General features: G+C 55.6%; 12 protein-coding genes. 10 read left to right on the top strand and 2 right to left on the bottom strand.

Going from position 1 to position 15,967, the window contains the following annotated elements:
- Positions 1 to 33: 33 nt before the first annotated feature.
- The 7 genes from AB5Z09_RS17415 to AB5Z09_RS17385 all read left to right on the top strand — a co-directional run bounded on the left by AB5Z09_RS17415 (position 34) and on the right by AB5Z09_RS17385 (position 10,489).
- Entirely contained in the window at positions 34 to 1,461 is a 1,428-nt protein-coding gene (locus AB5Z09_RS17415) for a VasL domain-containing protein (RefSeq protein WP_368195833.1), read from the top strand.
- A 305-nt stretch (positions 1,462 to 1,766) separates the two neighbouring features.
- On the top strand, positions 1,767 to 2,054 hold the full coding sequence (locus tag AB5Z09_RS17410) for a type VI secretion system PAAR protein (protein WP_019444936.1): 288 nt from the start codon (positions 1,767 to 1,769) through the stop codon (positions 2,052 to 2,054).
- A gap of 11 nt (positions 2,055 to 2,065) precedes the next feature.
- On the top strand, positions 2,066 to 4,111 hold the full coding sequence (gene tssI / locus AB5Z09_RS17405; protein WP_368195832.1) for a type VI secretion system tip protein TssI/VgrG: 2,046 nt from the start codon (positions 2,066 to 2,068) through the stop codon (positions 4,109 to 4,111).
- Entirely contained in the window at positions 4,101 to 4,829 is a 729-nt protein-coding gene (locus AB5Z09_RS17400) for a DUF4123 domain-containing protein (protein ID WP_368195831.1), read from the top strand. The genes tssI and AB5Z09_RS17400 overlap by 11 nt, the downstream gene beginning before the upstream one ends.
- Complete coding sequence (locus AB5Z09_RS17395) at positions 4,826 to 9,694, top strand: RHS repeat-associated core domain-containing protein (protein WP_368195830.1); 4,869 nt, start codon at positions 4,826 to 4,828, stop codon at positions 9,692 to 9,694. The genes AB5Z09_RS17400 and AB5Z09_RS17395 overlap by 4 nt, the downstream gene beginning before the upstream one ends.
- A gap of 2 nt (positions 9,695 to 9,696) precedes the next feature.
- Positions 9,697 to 10,053: a hypothetical protein gene (locus tag AB5Z09_RS17390; protein ID WP_368195829.1), complete on the top strand. Its 357-nt coding sequence runs from the start codon at positions 9,697 to 9,699 to the stop codon at positions 10,051 to 10,053.
- A gap of 286 nt (positions 10,054 to 10,339) precedes the next feature.
- Positions 10,340 to 10,489, top strand: a complete 150-nt coding sequence (locus tag AB5Z09_RS17385) for a hypothetical protein (RefSeq protein WP_368195828.1) — start codon at positions 10,340 to 10,342, stop codon at positions 10,487 to 10,489.
- Positions 10,490 to 11,524: 1,035 nt separating this feature from the next.
- Here AB5Z09_RS17385 and AB5Z09_RS17380 read toward each other — a convergent pair.
- A complete protein-coding gene (locus AB5Z09_RS17380) occupies positions 11,525 to 11,740 on the bottom strand; it encodes a hypothetical protein (protein ID WP_368195827.1) in 216 nt (71 codons plus the stop codon).
- On the opposite strand from AB5Z09_RS17380, the gene AB5Z09_RS17375 reads away from it, so the two are divergent.
- The 3 genes from AB5Z09_RS17375 (at position 11,717) to htpG (ending at position 15,377) form a co-directional block, all read left to right on the top strand.
- A complete protein-coding gene (locus AB5Z09_RS17375) occupies positions 11,717 to 12,283 on the top strand; it encodes an RHS repeat domain-containing protein (protein WP_368195826.1) in 567 nt (188 codons plus the stop codon). The two genes, AB5Z09_RS17380 and AB5Z09_RS17375, sit on opposite strands and share 24 nt — an antisense overlap.
- Before the next feature lie 401 nt (positions 12,284 to 12,684).
- Entirely contained in the window at positions 12,685 to 13,287 is a 603-nt protein-coding gene (gene recR / locus AB5Z09_RS17370; RefSeq protein ID WP_005352677.1) for a recombination mediator RecR, read from the top strand.
- 176 nt (positions 13,288 to 13,463) lie between these two features.
- A complete protein-coding gene (htpG, locus tag AB5Z09_RS17365; protein WP_368195825.1) occupies positions 13,464 to 15,377 on the top strand; it encodes a molecular chaperone HtpG in 1,914 nt (637 codons plus the stop codon).
- 59 nt (positions 15,378 to 15,436) lie between these two features.
- Here htpG and AB5Z09_RS17360 read toward each other — a convergent pair.
- On the bottom strand, positions 15,437 to 15,967 hold a 531-nt coding region (locus tag AB5Z09_RS17360), incomplete at its 5' end, for an IS3 family transposase (protein WP_368195824.1).

Below are 15,967 nucleotides of genomic sequence, written 5' to 3'. Positions count from 1 at the left end.
GGGCGCCATGCCCCCCGCATTTTGGAATCCGATATGTCACAGAATCAACAAGGCCAGCAGGCGCTCAAAGTGGGGCGTGACCCCAGAATGTTGCCTGAGTACGAGGCGCTGCGCGCCGAGATCAACAAGCTCAGTCACGCCTCACGTCCCGAAGTGGACTGGGCGCTGATCCACCATCTCGCCAGTCAAATCTTTGAAAAGCACGGGGTGGATCTGCAAACCGCCATCTACTTCACTCTGGCGCGCTCCCGCATTCAGGGGCTGAGCGGCTTTACCGAAGGGTGCGAGTTTCTCGCCAACCTGATCGTCACCCAGTGGGAGAGTTTCTGGCCACCGGTGCATCAGGAGCGGGCCCGCATCGAGATGCTCGACTGGTTTATTGCCCGCATCAGCGACGTGATCCGCCAGTACCAGATCAGCCACGAGGACAAGCGGTTGATCTACCGCTGCGAGCGGGCGCTGCAACTAATCAGCGAGAAGCTACACAACGCCGGTTTGAGCCGCATCCCCCGGGTCGAGAATCTGGTGCACTTTATCGAGGGGTACACCCATCTGTTTGACGAGACCGAGATCGTCATCGTCTCCGATGAGCCGGGCCTCAAGGATGAGCTGCAGATCCCGCCGATGGTCTTCTTCAAATCCGACATGGAGAGCGACCACGGCGCCTCTGTCGGGGCAACCCCGCACTTGCCTCAGGGCAGTATCCTGGTGGGGCGTGAGAAGGGGCAGATGAAGCCGACCGTGCTTAAGATTGAGCAGCACCGCAAACAGCGGCCGGCCTGGTTCTGGTTTGGCTGTGGCCTGCTTACCTGCGCCTTGCCCATGATGGGATGGCTTGGCTGGCAACATCAGCAGCAGGAGAAGAGCATCGCGGCGCAACGGTTGCAACAACCCGCTGCGGCGTTGCCGCAGGCTCTGAGTTATGACGACATTCGCCAGGCGCGCATCGTGTTGGGAGAGCAGACCCTGCAGGGGATGGAGAGCGAGCTGGTGTCGCGTTATCAGGCCCAACTGGATCGGCTGGAGCAGACCTCGCCCCTCTACTGGTACCGTTATGGCGAGGGGCTGCGCAATTCGCTGCAGATGCTCTATCCCGATTCGCTGGCGGTCAAGGCCCTCGACAAACAGTGGCAGACCGCGCTGGCCGGCCAGCAGGGGGATCTCAACCGGGTGCCGACCTATCTGGAGGCGCGCGCCGGGGTCGATGCCCTGATCGATCAGCTGCTGGAGCTGGAGCGTCAGCGCAAGACGGTCACGATTTCCTACCTCAAGTCTCAGCTCTACGAGGTACAGAAGAACCTGATGCAGGAGGTCCCGTTCAGTTTACGTCTGAGCGAACTGGAGGCGCGAAAAGCGTCGCAGGAGCCTATTACGGCTGCCGAGCTGAAAGGGATAGAGAGTGACTTGAAAGCACTCAACATCCGGCTTTACCAACTGCAACAAGGGCTATCCGGTAGCTGATTGCTCTGTTATGCGCAACCAGTTGCGCATATTCCAGAGAGTTGCACTTCAGATGCAATGTTTGGCAGGGGGATTGCCCAGTTTGCGCAATCTCTTGCGAATGGATAACTCTATCATCTATCGAAAGAGGTTAACCATTTGATTTTATTTGGCTAATTTCGCCAGTGCTGAATGGCATAGCCTGTGCTGCGGCCTGTTCTGTTTATCCGCTGTTTATCAAAGTCGCCTGTGCCTGGTGCGTTCCATCGGGCACAGGGGCAGAGGGATGATGTCTGTGCGTCTCCCCGCTCATATGGAGAATGACTATGTGCCCCGCTATCGCACTGCTCGGTGACATCGGCACCGACCACGATGGCTTCCCACCGACCCCGGTGATAGCTGCCAGTCCCGACGTGTTCCTCGATGGTAAGCCTGTGGCTCGTCAAGGTGATCCACTGGCGCCCCATGACAAGCCCAACAACCCGCCGCACCCACGGGCCATTGCCGGTGGTGTTGGCTCTGTGCTGGTGAATGGCAAACCCATCGCCGTCACCGGCACGGCAGTGGATTGCGGTGGCGTGGTGATTGGTTCCGGTAGCGGACAGGCAGGATAAGGAACAGAGTCATGGCGCAAAGCACAGGATTACAATTTACGGTCAAGGTGGGGGCGTTGCCCGAGAGCACCTTTGTGGTGGCCAGTTTCCAGCTGGATGAGGGGCTGAACCGGCCGTTCAACCTGCAGCTGGAGTTGGCGAGTAGCCAGCCTGATGTCGACTTTGGCGCCGTGCTGGACCAGCCATGCGAGCTGATGGTGTGGTACAACGGCGAGCTGCAGCGCAGGGTGTGCGGGGTTGTGAGCGAGTTTGCCCAAGGGGACAGCGGCTTTCGCCGCACCCGTTACAGCCTGCAAGTCAAACCGGCCCTGTGGCGACTGGGCCTGCGCCAGAACTCCCGCATCTTCCAGGCGCAAAAGCCCGACGAAATCCTCAGTATCCTGCTGCAAGAGCATGGCATTACCGATTACGCCTTTGCCCTGAAAAACGAGCACGCCCAGCGGGAATACTGCGTGCAGTACCGCGAGACCGACCTCGATTTCGTGAATCGCCTAGCTGCCGAAGAGGGCTTGTTCTATTTCCACGAGTTTGAAGCAGGCAAGCACCGCATCGTCTTTGCTGACGATGCCGCAGCCCTGACCGCTGGCCCCGAGCTCTTCTTCAACCTCGGCAACCGCTCGCTGGAACAAGGGGCCTATGTGCGCCAGTTCCACTACCGCGAGGCGGTACGGCCAAGCGATGTAGAGCTCAAGGACTACAGCTTCAAGACCCCGGCTTATGGTCTCTCCCACAAAAAGCAGGGCGCAGAGCTCGAGCATCAGCGCGATACATATCAGCACTTTGACTACCCGGGTCGCTACAAGCAGGACCCGAGCGGCAAGGCGTTTGTCCAGCATCGGCTCGATGCCCTGCGCAATGACGCTGTGGTGGGCAGTGGCAAATCCAATAGCGCGGCCTTGCTGCCAGGTCAGCACTTTTCACTCACCGAACACCCCAACGGCAGCCTCAATATCGACTGGCAAACCGTCCATATCCGCCACACAGGTGAGCAACCCCAAGCCTTGGAAGAAGAGGGCGGTAGCGGCCCCACCGTCTACCACAACGAATTTGGTGTGGTGAAAGCGAGCACCACCTGGCGCGCCCGTATCGGCAGCCCCGAAGCACCCCACAAGCCCATGGTGGATGGCCCGCAAATTGCCATCGTGGTTGGCCCAGAAGGGGAGGAGATTTACTGCGACGAACATGGCCGGGTGAAGCTGCAGTTCCCGTGGGACCGCTATGGCAGCTCCAACGACCAGAGCTCCTGCTGGGTGCGGGTCAGCCAGGGCTGGGCCGGTGGCCAATACGGCATGATGGCCATCCCGCGCATCGGCCACGAGGTTATCGTCTCATTCCTCGAAGGTGACCCCGACCAGCCCATCGTCACCGGCCGTACCTTCCATGCCACCAACCGGCCGCCGTATGAGCTGCCAGCCAACAAGACCCGCACCGTGCTACGCACCGAAACCCACCAGGGCGAGGGCTTCAACGAGTTGCGTTTTGAAGACCAGGCTGGGCAGGAAGAGATTTATATCCACGGTCAGAAAGACCTGAACGTGCTGATTGAAAACGATGCTGCGTGGCACATCAAGCATGACCAGCACACCGACATCGACAACGAGCGGGTGATCCGCATCAAGGCCAATGACCACCTGACGGTAGAAGGCGAGAAGCGCGACCAGATCAAGGCTGACTATTCGCTGACGGTGGATGCTTCCATGCACCAAAAACTGGGACAAAGTTGGCTCACCCAGGCCGGGCAGGAGGTGCACATCAAGGCCGGCGCCAAGGTGGTACTGGAGGCGGGATCTGAAATTACCGTCAAGGTGGGCGGCTGCTTTATCAAGGTGGATGGTGGTGGCGTCACACTGGTTGGCCCTACTATCAAGATGAACTCTGGGGGAGGCCCGGGCTCAGGTTCAGGTTGGGCGGGTAAATCCCCTGTCGGCCCTCATGGTGTGTCAGTTCCTCCCATGCCGAAGGTGCCGCTCAGTCCTGCCCAGCTGGCCACCATGAAGAGTGCCGCCCCTTTCTGTGAGGAGTGTGAGAAGTGCAAGGAGAGCGGCTGTGAAATCTGAGGCTATGTTGCTTGCCGAGTGGGTAGCCGTGCAAACCAGCCCACTCTATGCCGTACTGGCAGGGGCCAGCGATGCGGCGCCCTTGCAGCACTATTACCAGCTTGATGGCCGTCATACACCGCGTGGACTCTATCTCGGTACCCCCTATCACGACTGGCTCCCCGTGATGCCCTATCTGGTCGAGCTGGACAAGGAGAGTCCTTTTATCGAATGGGCTGAAACGACCGATGCTCGCGATTGGGGATTTATTCTGGCGACAGCGCAACCTGCTGGCACCCTCTATGGCCATTTTCAGGGATTGACCCAGATCTGGCATCAGGGTGAAGCCGTGTTCTTTCGCTATTGGGATGGCGTGTATATGTCTGCCATCGTGTCGCAGCTTGGTGATGGCATGACAACGCTGTTGCCGCAACTGGATGCGATGTGGTGTCAGGGCAATGGATTTTCATGGGAACCATCGGAGCCCTGTGCTGGACGTCCATTTCCCTGGTGGGAACTTCCTCCAGCTATCGCAGCTGTATTGGCCGGGCAAGATACAGGTCCCCTTATCCACAACCTGATGCAACAACTGGCAGATGAGAATGGCCAGCTTTACTGGTCTTTCCCCGAGGCTAATCTCAGGTGCAAAGTTGCCCGTTTCGTTTCCCGTTACCCATCCCCTGATATCGATCTATTTCCAGCGCTGGAAGCGGCGCTGCTCAATGAGGTTCAAGCATGAGTAATGCCGGCCAGGCTGTCTTCACCCAGGTGATCGCCGATTATCGCAATGCCCTGACTGAGTACCGCAAGGATGCCGAGAGTTTCTTTCTTGGCGACATGCTCGGTATGGACATGGAGCAGACCATCAAGGTTGGTGACAAGACGATAAAGGCGTCTTCGAGCAGCAAGAAGGCGCAATCCGTGGTGACGCAGTGCCCGTTGAGCGGCACTTTGCGGCTGGTCCATCTGTTTGAATCCGTGCGCTTTATTCCTATCGGTAATACCCCCTACAAGGTGGAAGCGGGCAAGATAGTTCGTGGACGTTTTGTCAGTGAAGCGGTAGCGAAGGAGGGAACCCTGGATGCCAAGGGGATTGCTGAAGTCGGGAAGCTGACTCCGGGCAAGTCTTATCGGGTGACCTTTTACCCCAAGGTGAAGAAGAGTGACCTTGATGCCTTGTTTGCCTCCTATGCTCCAGTGCAAAAAGATCTGGAAGCATGGCTTACCAGAGAGTGGAGCAGCGAACACAAAGTCGCTTGGAGCCGTTATAGCGCCACGGGAGCCGGATTTGGTAGCCATGCGTTGGCTGCTGCCAGTGGCGTTGGCAAGGCGCTGGTTGGGGTGTGGGACGATCTGAAAACCATCTACAACTTGTTGGCCGACCCTGTGGGGAATGCCAAAAAGTTGGCTGAGTTTGGTGTAGATGCCGCAGCCATGGCCAAGGCGGGAGCATCCCAGATGGAAGCCGCCATGCTGGTATTGCAGGATGAAGCGCTGCTCTATCTCTATGCCTATGCCCTGGTGTGCTGGGTCAAGATGTTGCCGCCAGATCAGCAGACCGAGTTTGGGTCTCAGGTGATTTCCTCTGTGCTGATTGATGTCATCATCGGTGTGATTTTAACCGGTGGTGCCGGCCTTGCTGCTCGTTATGGCGCCAAGGCAGCCTCAGCGGCCAAGAATAGCGATAGAGTGATGCGCCTGGTGAGCTCTCTGGTCAATCTCTCCAAAAAGCACAATCTGGCGCAACATGCCCAAACGGCCAAAAAGGTGTTGATCGCTGGTTCTGCCAAGTTGAGTCCGGCCAAGAAAGCTGATCTCAAACTGGTAGATGGCAGTACAAAAACGCTGGTAGATAAAGGGACGGCAGCCAAGCGCAAATTCCAGCCCCATTCCGAGCTTAAGCAGATTAAAAAGACGCCGGATGCCTCGAAAACGGCGACAACATCGGCCAATAAACCCCATCAACCTGAAGCCAAAACCTGCAAGAACAACTGCCCTGTGTCCATGGTTACCGGCGAGGAGTTGCTGGCGCTGGAGGATGCCCATCTGCCGGGCATGCTGCCGTTTACCTTTGGTCGCCTCTATCGCACGTCAGCGGTTGAGCGTTCCTGTGGCATGGGGGCGGGGTGGAGTCATGCGCTGGCCCATCGGCTCGAACGTCACGGAGATAGCCTGACCTGGTGGGACCAGGAGTCTCTTGCCATCGAGTTGCCGATGCCCTCGGCAGCCAGACCCATGATCACCAACCAGTTGTCAGAGGCGGCCGTTTATCTGGGGGATGAGCCTGACGAGGTGATAGTCGCCAAGGCGGGATCGCCCTTCCTGCATTTCACTTGGCATGGCAAGACAGGCCGTTTGACGGCCATGTCAGACCTTTATGGCAACCGGCTCACTATCCGTGCCGATGAGCAGGGGCGCCCCTGCTGGATAGAAAACGAGGGCGGTCTGGCTCTTCGCATTGTCTATCAAAAGGCATATCTGGCCGCTGTCGAATTACAGCATTTTGACGGTATTAACTGGCAGCCAGAAGCGACCTTGCAACGTTATTACTACGACGATGCAGGGCACCTGGTGGTGGCTGAAAACGGGGCCGGTGAGTGTGAACGTTACCGCTATCGCCCTGATGGGGTGATCCTGGAGCGCCGACTGGCGGGCGGCGCAGGGTTCTTCTGGGAATGGGATCGGGAAGGAAAGCTGGCGCGCGCGGTTCGCCACTGGAGTGATGTGGCCCGTTTTGATGTCAGTTACACCTGGGATGATGACAAGGGTGAAGTGACGGTCAGCAATGCGGATGGCAGTCAGGAGGTGTACCAGCATGACAACAACGCTCGACTGATCCGTCAGCAAGATCCCGACGGCGCGGTCAGCGAGTTTGTCTATAACGACAAAGGTCAGAAAGTGCTAGCCCGCGATGCGCTGGGGGGCGAAACCCGTTACCACTATGACGAAGCGGGCTTGCTGGAGTGCGAGATTGCGCCCGATGGCAGTCAGACCGTCTATCACTATTGGGATGGTCGGGTTCGCAAGGTAGTGCAGGGGGATCGTGAGTGGCGTTTTGAACGCAACGAGCAAGGGGATGTGATTGCAAGACGGGATCCCCTTGGGCGGGAGACTCGCTACAGCTATAACGCGCAAGGCAAGCTCAGCACCGTGGTGCAACCCGATGGCAGCCGCATCGAACTGAGCTGGAACCGTCTTGGGCAGCTGATTGAGGAGAAGGGTGCCAACGGTGGCGTGACCCGCTGGCGCTATGACGAGCGGGGTCGCCAGATTGTACGGCGTGACCCGCGCGGCGCGATTACCCGTTATGAATGGAATGCGGCCGATCGCTTGCAAGCCGTGAATCTGCCTGGTGGTGGCATCCGCCGTTTCGAATATAACTCCTACGGCAAGGTGACGGCCGAGTGGGACGAGCTGGGCCGCGAGACTCGTTACGAATATCACCCCGGCCTGCATCTGGTGAGCCGCCGCATCAACCCTGATGGCAGTGAACTCAAGTATCGCTACGACAATGCCAAGCTCTTCTTGAGCGAGATTGAGAACGAGCATGGCGAGCAGCATCGCATTCACTACTTCCCCAATGGCCTGGTCGCGCGGGAAACCGGCTTTGATGGCCGCACCACCGCTTACCACTACGACCTCAACGGCCACCTGAGCGAGAAGGTCGAGTTTGGCAAGCAGGAGACCGAGCTGGTCACCCGCTATGAGCGGGACTCCATGGGGCGGCTGCTTAAAAAAACCTTGCCCGATGGCCGTGAAATCCAGTTCAGCTATGACCAGTACGGTCAGTTGACCCAGGTGGATGATGGCGCCTGGCCACTCACCTTTGCATACGATGCAGCAGGCAATCTGCTGGCCGAGCATCAGGGCTGGGCTTCCAGCTATTTCAAGCATGATGCCATGGGGCGGTTGGCCCACTGGCAGCTGCCCGATGGCAACAAGCTGGCTTACCACTACCTGCATGGCGAGCTAAGCGGGATTGATCTGAACGGCGCCGAGCTGACTCGCCACCAGATAGTTGGTGGATTGGAGATGCGCCGCAGCCAGGGGGCACTGACCCAACAATACGAATATGACGAGCAAGGGCGCCTGACGGCGCTGCGACTGCAACGGGGCAAACAGGTCGCCCGTGAACGGCGCTACGGCTATGACCGCACCGGCAATCTGCTGCAGATAAACGACAGCGTGCAAGGGGCGCAGCACTACCGCTACGACCCGCTGGACCGCTTGCTGGAGGTGCGTGGTGAACTGACCGAGCGGTTCCTGCATGATCCGGCGGGCAACCTGTTGAGCCAGACGCTGGGTGGCCAGTTTGAGGGGGCGCGTACCCAGGGTAACCGGCTGCTGTTGAGTGGCGATCGCCATTTTGAGTACGACGAATTTGGCCGATTGGCCATCGAGCGTCGTGGCAAAGGCCAGTCACTGGTTGCCCGTTATCACTACGACTGCCAGCATCAGCTAGTCAGGGCTGAACTGCCGGATGGCACCACGGCCCGTTATGATTACGACGCCTTTGGCCGCCGTATTCGCAAGACGGTGAGTGGGGCAAAGGGCGAGCTGGTCACCGAATTCTTGTGGCAGGCCAACAACCTGATTGCCGAAAACAGTTATCAGCTTGGTGATGATAAACGTCGCACTGACGAGCAATACCGCAGCTTTATCTATGAACCGGGCAGCTTCAAGCCATTGGTACAGCTGGAAGGGGAAGGGCAGGATGCTGAGGTATTCCATTATCAACTTGACCACCTCGGTACCCCGCTGGCGTTGACCCGTGACAATGGAGCGACAGCCTGGCAGGTGCGTTATCGCGCCTATGGCAATGTATGGCGGGAAGATATAGCGGAAGTGGCGACGCCGCTGCGTTTTCAAGGGCAATATTTTGATGCCGAGACCGGCCTTCACTACAACCGGCACCGCTACTACCAACCTGAAACGGGTAGATTTATCACCCCCGACCCGATAGGCTTGGCTGGCGGGCTCAACAACTACCAGTATGCTCCCAACCCGATTGGTTGGGTGGATCCGCTGGGATTAAGCAATGTGCCGGGGCAATGTCCTGATTCATTGCCGCGCTCCAGAATTCCGTCCGAGCAGCAAGACGTATTTAAGCAGTTTGAACAACATCATGCTGGACAGTTTAAAGATGACAATTCGTTGGTTAGTGCATTTGAGAATGTGAGGGATAATGCATCCCCATGGCCTGTTGGATTTACTCCTAAAACGAGAGTCATTCAACCTGGAGAACGTTTTAATATGATCACTAATGAAGGTAGAGCTCAGTTCCCTGGACAGTTTGGGACTCCAAATGAGATACCTAACTCTAGCTTTGGTAGAGAAAACCTCGCAATCAAAGAAGAATGGAAAGGTTCTCTTGATAGAAGAGTTACCTATGAAGTGCAACGTCCCTTTGACATAGAATATGGCCCTGTTGGACCACAAATTGAAAAAATGCCTGATGGTTCATACAAGTACTATCCGGGGGGAGGTGAACAGATTCGACTTCTTTATAAAGATTTCGAAAATGCAGTTTCCAGTAAGAAAAATAATTATACAGAAAATGCTTACTTGAAAATCATCGATGATGTAGCTTTGCCACAGGAGTGAACATGAGGATTGATCTAAATGAGGATGATATTTCTTGGATTTGTGACGGTGAAAAAATAACAGTTTCAGGGGATTACATTGATGCAGTCTATGATAATAAATTAGACAGAGTAACTGCTCTTGAATTCAGCAGTGTTAGTTTTTTTGATAAAAAAGGAACTTTGCTTTTCATTGTCGATTTTATATTTAATACACCTGGCGCCAGTATATATTGCTTGGTAAACGAATCTGTTTATGAAGCAAAAATAGTTAGAGTTGTTATTGCGCATGAGCCGCCATTTAAAGGTGAGCGTTTTTGGCAGCATGATATTAATCTTGAGAATGGTTCTGTTTCAGAACCAATTACAAAGTGGCGATGAATGAGGCAGTCGTTTCCCTCTTAATACATTTTCAACGGTGATGTTATAACTCATGCCCCAAGGAAATTAAAATATTGGGACATCTGCCATTCTTATCGGGGGGATACAGCGAGTATCACCCCCAACCTACATCTGGTGAGCCGCCGCATTAACCCGGACGGCTGTGAGCTTAAGTATCCTACGACAATGCCAAGCTCTTGGTCTGTTAGAGGCGTGAGTCAGCCATCCTCTGGTGGAGGAACACAGCTCTTTACCACAGAAAAAATCTATTTTTAGAGAGTTTTGAATGATGATTGATAAAAATGATTTTCAACACCTGGCTTTGACCAATGGCTTTTGTTTAGAGCAGTTTACAGATTTTAAAGAGTTCTTTTTGCCATGGACCGCTTTGCTAAAGAATAATGGTGATAGTTATCTGATTGAGAATGATGGTTGATTTTGTATTCAGAGAATTCTAATGGAGGGTGGAATGAGGTGGAGAAGGTTATTTCTCATAAATTTAATAAGGATGACTACTTAAAAAAGTGTGAATTATGGTTGTCAAGAAGATAAAGGCAGTAGTGTAAATGCTGTGGCGCCTATCGTTATGGGAAAGCCGCCAAAGCGGTGGGGTTCCAATCAGGGGCGTTTGTTCGGTTGTTGCAGCGTGATTGGGTGTTCACGGATTTATTTTTTAGAGATCTGGCTATCGTCGGATATTGGAATGAATATTTGTTGATTCAACTACTATCTTTCAAGTTTTGAATATATAAAGGTCAGAGTAATGCAAACTTCTGGCCTTTTTATTTTTGGTTTCCACATTCTCTACAGTAATATGATGGCCGAGTGAGACGAGTGGGGGCACGATACCCAGTTGAAAAAAATGAATCATCTTAAGATTGTCGATGTGAAGGAAATAAAGTGAAAATAATTAATGATACTGATTTCATGTATAGTGAATGGGCTTGTGGTGAACAGTCAATTAGACTGTTACACCCCAATAAAGGCTATGCGGTGTATTCTGAGCAAAAAAAGTAGTAGTTTCTATGGAATATGACACAGGGGATCACCTTGATGCAACTGTCTATGATCTTGCAGGCAATATGATTGGAAAAATACACCCTTCAACATAGAATGTCTTTTATCAATATATATCTCAACATCCAAATTCTGTTAGTGGTATTGCTATAGTGGGGGCGTTCGATAAAGTGGTTGATAACTTTCAAGATTGGTTTTTTGAGATTGACTTAGATCGCTTTTGTGTCGGCAAACGTATTTCCCCTGCTTATTGAAGAATGGTGTAAATATATGAGGTGTTTTTTAGCACCACTGGGATTCTGGATACCAACCATTTTTACTGGGCTCATGCTCGATTAGCGCAGCGTAATCGGGCGTTTGCGAAGCTATCTGTACAGGTCTGGTTATTGTTGGACACTGGACTGAACCGTTATTAACGCAGTCAGCCCTCTTTCAATATGTGAATGTGTAAAGGTCAGGATAACGTCATGTCCTGACCTTTTTCTTTCTTTACTTCTACATCCCCTACGGCAAGGTGACAGCCAAGTGGGATGAGCTGGGCCGCGAGACCCGCTACTAATATCACCCCGGCCTGCATCTGGTAAGCCGCCGCATCAACCCCGATGGCAGTGAGCTCACGTATCGTTACGACAATGCCAAGCTCTTCTTGAGCGAGATTGAGAACGAGCATGGCGAGCAGCACCGCATTCACTACTTCCCCAATGGCCTGGTCGCGCGGGAAACCAGCTTTGATGGTCGCACCACCGCTTACCGCTACGACCTCAACGGTCATTTGAGCGAGAAGGTCGAGTTCGGCAAGCAGGAGACCGAGCTGGTCACCCGCTATGAGCGAGACCCCATGGGGCGGCTGCTTAAAAAAACCTTGCCCGATGGCCGTGAAATCCAGTTCAGCTATGACCAGTACGGTCAATTGACGCAGGTGGACGATGGCGCCTGGCCACTCACCTTTGAATACGATACCGCTGGCAATCTGCTGGCCGAGCATCAGGGCTGGGCTTCCAGCTATTTCAAGCATGATGCTATGGGGCGGTTGGCCCACTGGCAGTTGCCCGATGGCAACAAGCTGGCTTACCACTACCTGCATGGCGAGCTAAGCGGGATTGATCTGAACGGCGCCGAGCTGACTCGCCACCAGATGGTTGCTGGATTGGAGATGCGCCGTAGCCAGGGGGCGCTGACCCAAGATACGAATATGACGAGCAAGGGCGCCTGACGGCGCTGCGACTGCAACGGGGCAAACAGGTCGCTCGTGAGCGGCGTTACGGCTATGACCGCACCGGCAATCTGCTGCAGATCAATGACAGCGTGCAAGGGGAGCAGCACTACCGCTACGACCCGCTGGACCGCTTGCTGGAGGTGCGTGGTGAACTGACCGAGCGGTTCCTGCACGATCCGGCGGGAAACCAATTGAGCCAAACTTTGGGTAGCCAGTGCCTCGGTGAAAAGTGTCCGATTGGCATAACCGGGTGGTTAGCAAAACGAGAGAAGCTGTGGGCAAGCCGATGGCGATGGGCGGCGGGCTCGGGTATAGTCCTGCGCCAATGGCGTTATCCTGTTTTGCTGACCCGTCGTGGCCCTGGTGGTGGCGAGGGGCAGGCCTGTGTAAGGAGTGTTATGAAGTTCAGTCCCCTGCTCGATGAGATGATGAAAGCCCTGCAGGTATTGCCTGGGGTGGGGCCCAAGTCTGCCCAGCGGATGGCCTTTACCCTGCTCGAGCGTGAGCGCAGCGGCGGTTTGCGGTTGGCCCAGCTGCTCTCTCGCGCCCTGACCGAGATTGGCCACTGCAGCCACTGCCGCACCTTTACCGAGAACGATCGCTGCGATATCTGCGCCAATCCCAAGCGGGAAGAGAATGGCCTGCTCTGCGTGGTGGAGAGCCCGGCGGACGTGGCGGCCATCGAGCAGACCGGTCAGTTTTCCGGTCGTTACTTTGTGCTGATGGGCCATCTGTCGCCGCTGGACGGCATCGGCCCGGAGGAGCTGGGGCTCGATATTCTCGAGCGCCGTCTGAAGGAAGAGCACATCAGCGAGCTGATCCTCGCCACCAATCCCACCATTGAAGGGGATGCCACCGCCTGGTATATCGCCGATATGGCCCGTACCGCCGGGGTGGAGGTGAGCCGCATCGCCCACGGGGTGCCGGTAGGGGGCGAGCTGGAGCTGGTGGATGGCACTACGCTCTCCCACTCCCTGATGGGGCGCCAACGCTTGAAATAGCAAGGCGAAAGCCAGTTTCCCCGCATTAATAGCGGTCGCGCTGGGTAAGAAATAGCCGTTTGAGCGGATTTAAAGGGGCGAGTGAGCGGGATTGCACACTCGCCCCTTGATATTTGATTGGCCGTCCCCATCTAGGTTGGGCATATGTTCAACCCGATGTTTCTGAGGATTGGTCCATGACCCAAAGTGTTCATGCCGAAACCCACGGCTTTCAGACTGAAGTCAAACAACTGCTGAGCCTGATGGCTCACAGCCTCTACTCCAACAAAGAAGTATTCCTGCGCGAGCTGATCTCCAACGCATCCGATGCGGCGGACAAGCTGCGCTTCAAGGCGCTTTCCGATGCCTCTTTGTTCGAAAACGACGGCCAGTTGCGTGTGCGTCTGGTGGTGGACAAAGAGAAGCGTACCCTGACCATCTCCGATAACGGGATCGGTATGACCCGTGATCAGGTGATTGAGCACCTGGGGACCATCGCCAAGTCCGGCACCGCAGAATTCTTCAAAAACCTCTCCGGCGATCAGGGCAAGGATTCTCAGCTGATCGGTCAGTTCGGGGTCGGTTTCTACTCCGCCTTTATCGTGGCCGACAAGGTGACCGTGGTCTCCCGTGCCGCCGGTACTGCTCCGGAGCAGGGCGTACAGTGGGAATCGGAAGGGGAAGGCTCCTTCACCGTCGCTGATGTGACCAAAGAGGGTCGCGGTACCGATGTCATCCTGCACCTGCGTGCCGAAGAGGACGAGTTCCTCGACGACTGGCGTCTGCGCTCCGTGGTGGGCAAATATTCCGATCACATCAGCGTACCTGTAGAGATGTTCAAAGAGGGTACCCCGGATCGCGAAGAGGATGGCGAGACCATCGTCGGCACCCCGGGCGAGTGGGAGCAGGTCAACCGCGCCACGGCACTGTGGACCCGCAACCCGAAAGATATCAAGGACGAGGAGTATCAGGAGTTCTACAAGCACGTCGCCCACGACTTTGAAGATCCGCTGCTGTGGGGTCACAACCGGGTGGAAGGGGCGCAAGAGTACACCAGCCTGCTCTACGTACCGGCCCGCGCACCGTTCGACCTCTACAACCGCGAGCAGAAGCACGGTCTGAAGCTCTATGTGCAGCGCGTCTTCATCATGGATGACGCCGAGCAGTTTATGCCGACCTACCTGCGCTTCGTCAAAGGGGTGCTGGACTCCAACGATCTGCCGCTCAACGTCAGCCGTGAAATCCTGCAGGACAACAAGGTGACCGCCTCCCTGCGCAAGGCTTGCTCCAAGCGCGTGTTGACCATGCTCTCCAAGCTGGCGAAAGACGATGCCGAGAAGTACGCCAAGTTCTGGAAAGAGTTCGGCAACGTGCTCAAAGAGGGCCCGGCCGAGGATTACGCCAACCGCGAAGAGATCGCCAAACTGTTGCGCTTTGCCAGCACCGCTGGCGAGGGCGAAGCCCAGACCGTCTCTCTCGAGGATTATGTTGGCCGCATGAAGGAAGGTCAGCAGAAGATTTACTACATCACCGCTGACTCCTATGCTGCAGCCAAGAACAGCCCGCACCTCGAGATCTTCCGCAAGAAGGGTGTCGAAGTGCTGCTGATGTGGGAGCGTGTGGATGAGTGGCTGATGAGCCACCTGACCGAGTTCGACGGCAAGCAGCTTATCTCCGTCACCCGTGGCGAACTGGATCTCGGCGATCTGGAAGATGAAGCCTCCAAGCAGGCGCAGGAAGAGGCCGAGAAGGCCAACGCCGGTCTGGTGGAGCGGGTCAAGAAGAGCCTGGGCGATGCAGTGAAAGAGGTGCGTGTCACTCACCGTCTGACCGACTCACCTTCTTGCATCGTCACCGACGCTTACGGTATGAGCACCCAGATGATCAAGCTGATGCGTGCGGCCGGCCAGCCGGTACCGGAGCAGAAGTACATTCTGGAGCTCAACCCTGATCACTCGCTGGTGAAGAAACTCGACACCATCGAAGACGAGGCACTGTTCGGTGAGTGGGTCACCCTGCTGCACGAACAGGCCCAGCTGGCCGAGCAGGGCGGGCTGAACGATCCGGCGAGCTTCGTCTCCCGCATCAACCGTCTGCTGCTGCAAGGCTAAGCCGGAACTCTGCCTAGTCCTGAAATAGGTTTACACATTTTCAACTAGCATTTCTCTACTCAGAACCCCCTATGTACCGCATCGGGGGTTCTGTATTTCAACGCATGATGCGGCCTCTCCGCGTTGTAAATATCCACCGCTTCACGCACCATTTCCCGCGCTTGCGTCAAATCCTGCGGGCTTTGCAACAATAACTCTCCTTTCAAAATCCCGTTCACCCGCTCCGCCAACGCATTCTGGTAACAGTCATACCCATCCGTCATCGAGCATTTCACCTCGTACCGTTCATGTAATGACTGATACAGCACCGAGCAATACTGCACGCCGCGGTCCGAGTGATGGATGAGTTCACCGCCGCCACGCCGTTGCTTCAGTGCTTTCTTGAACGCCATCGCCACCGTTTCGGCGTGCATCCCTTCGTGTACGTGGTGGCCTACTATCTTGCGTGAGTAGGCATCCGTCACCAGGCTCAGGTACAGCGGTCCGCTCCTGGTGGGCAGATAGGTGATATCTGCGACCCAGACCTGCTCCGGAGCCACCGGCGTAACCTGCTCTGGTCCCGCCTTGCGCAAGTTGGGATGACGGTAGAA

Source organism: Aeromonas sp. R2-2 (genome assembly GCF_040908355.1).
Taxonomy (GTDB): domain Bacteria; phylum Pseudomonadota; class Gammaproteobacteria; order Enterobacterales; family Aeromonadaceae; genus Aeromonas; species Aeromonas veronii.
This window is presented reverse-complemented; position numbering and strand designations above follow the sequence as displayed.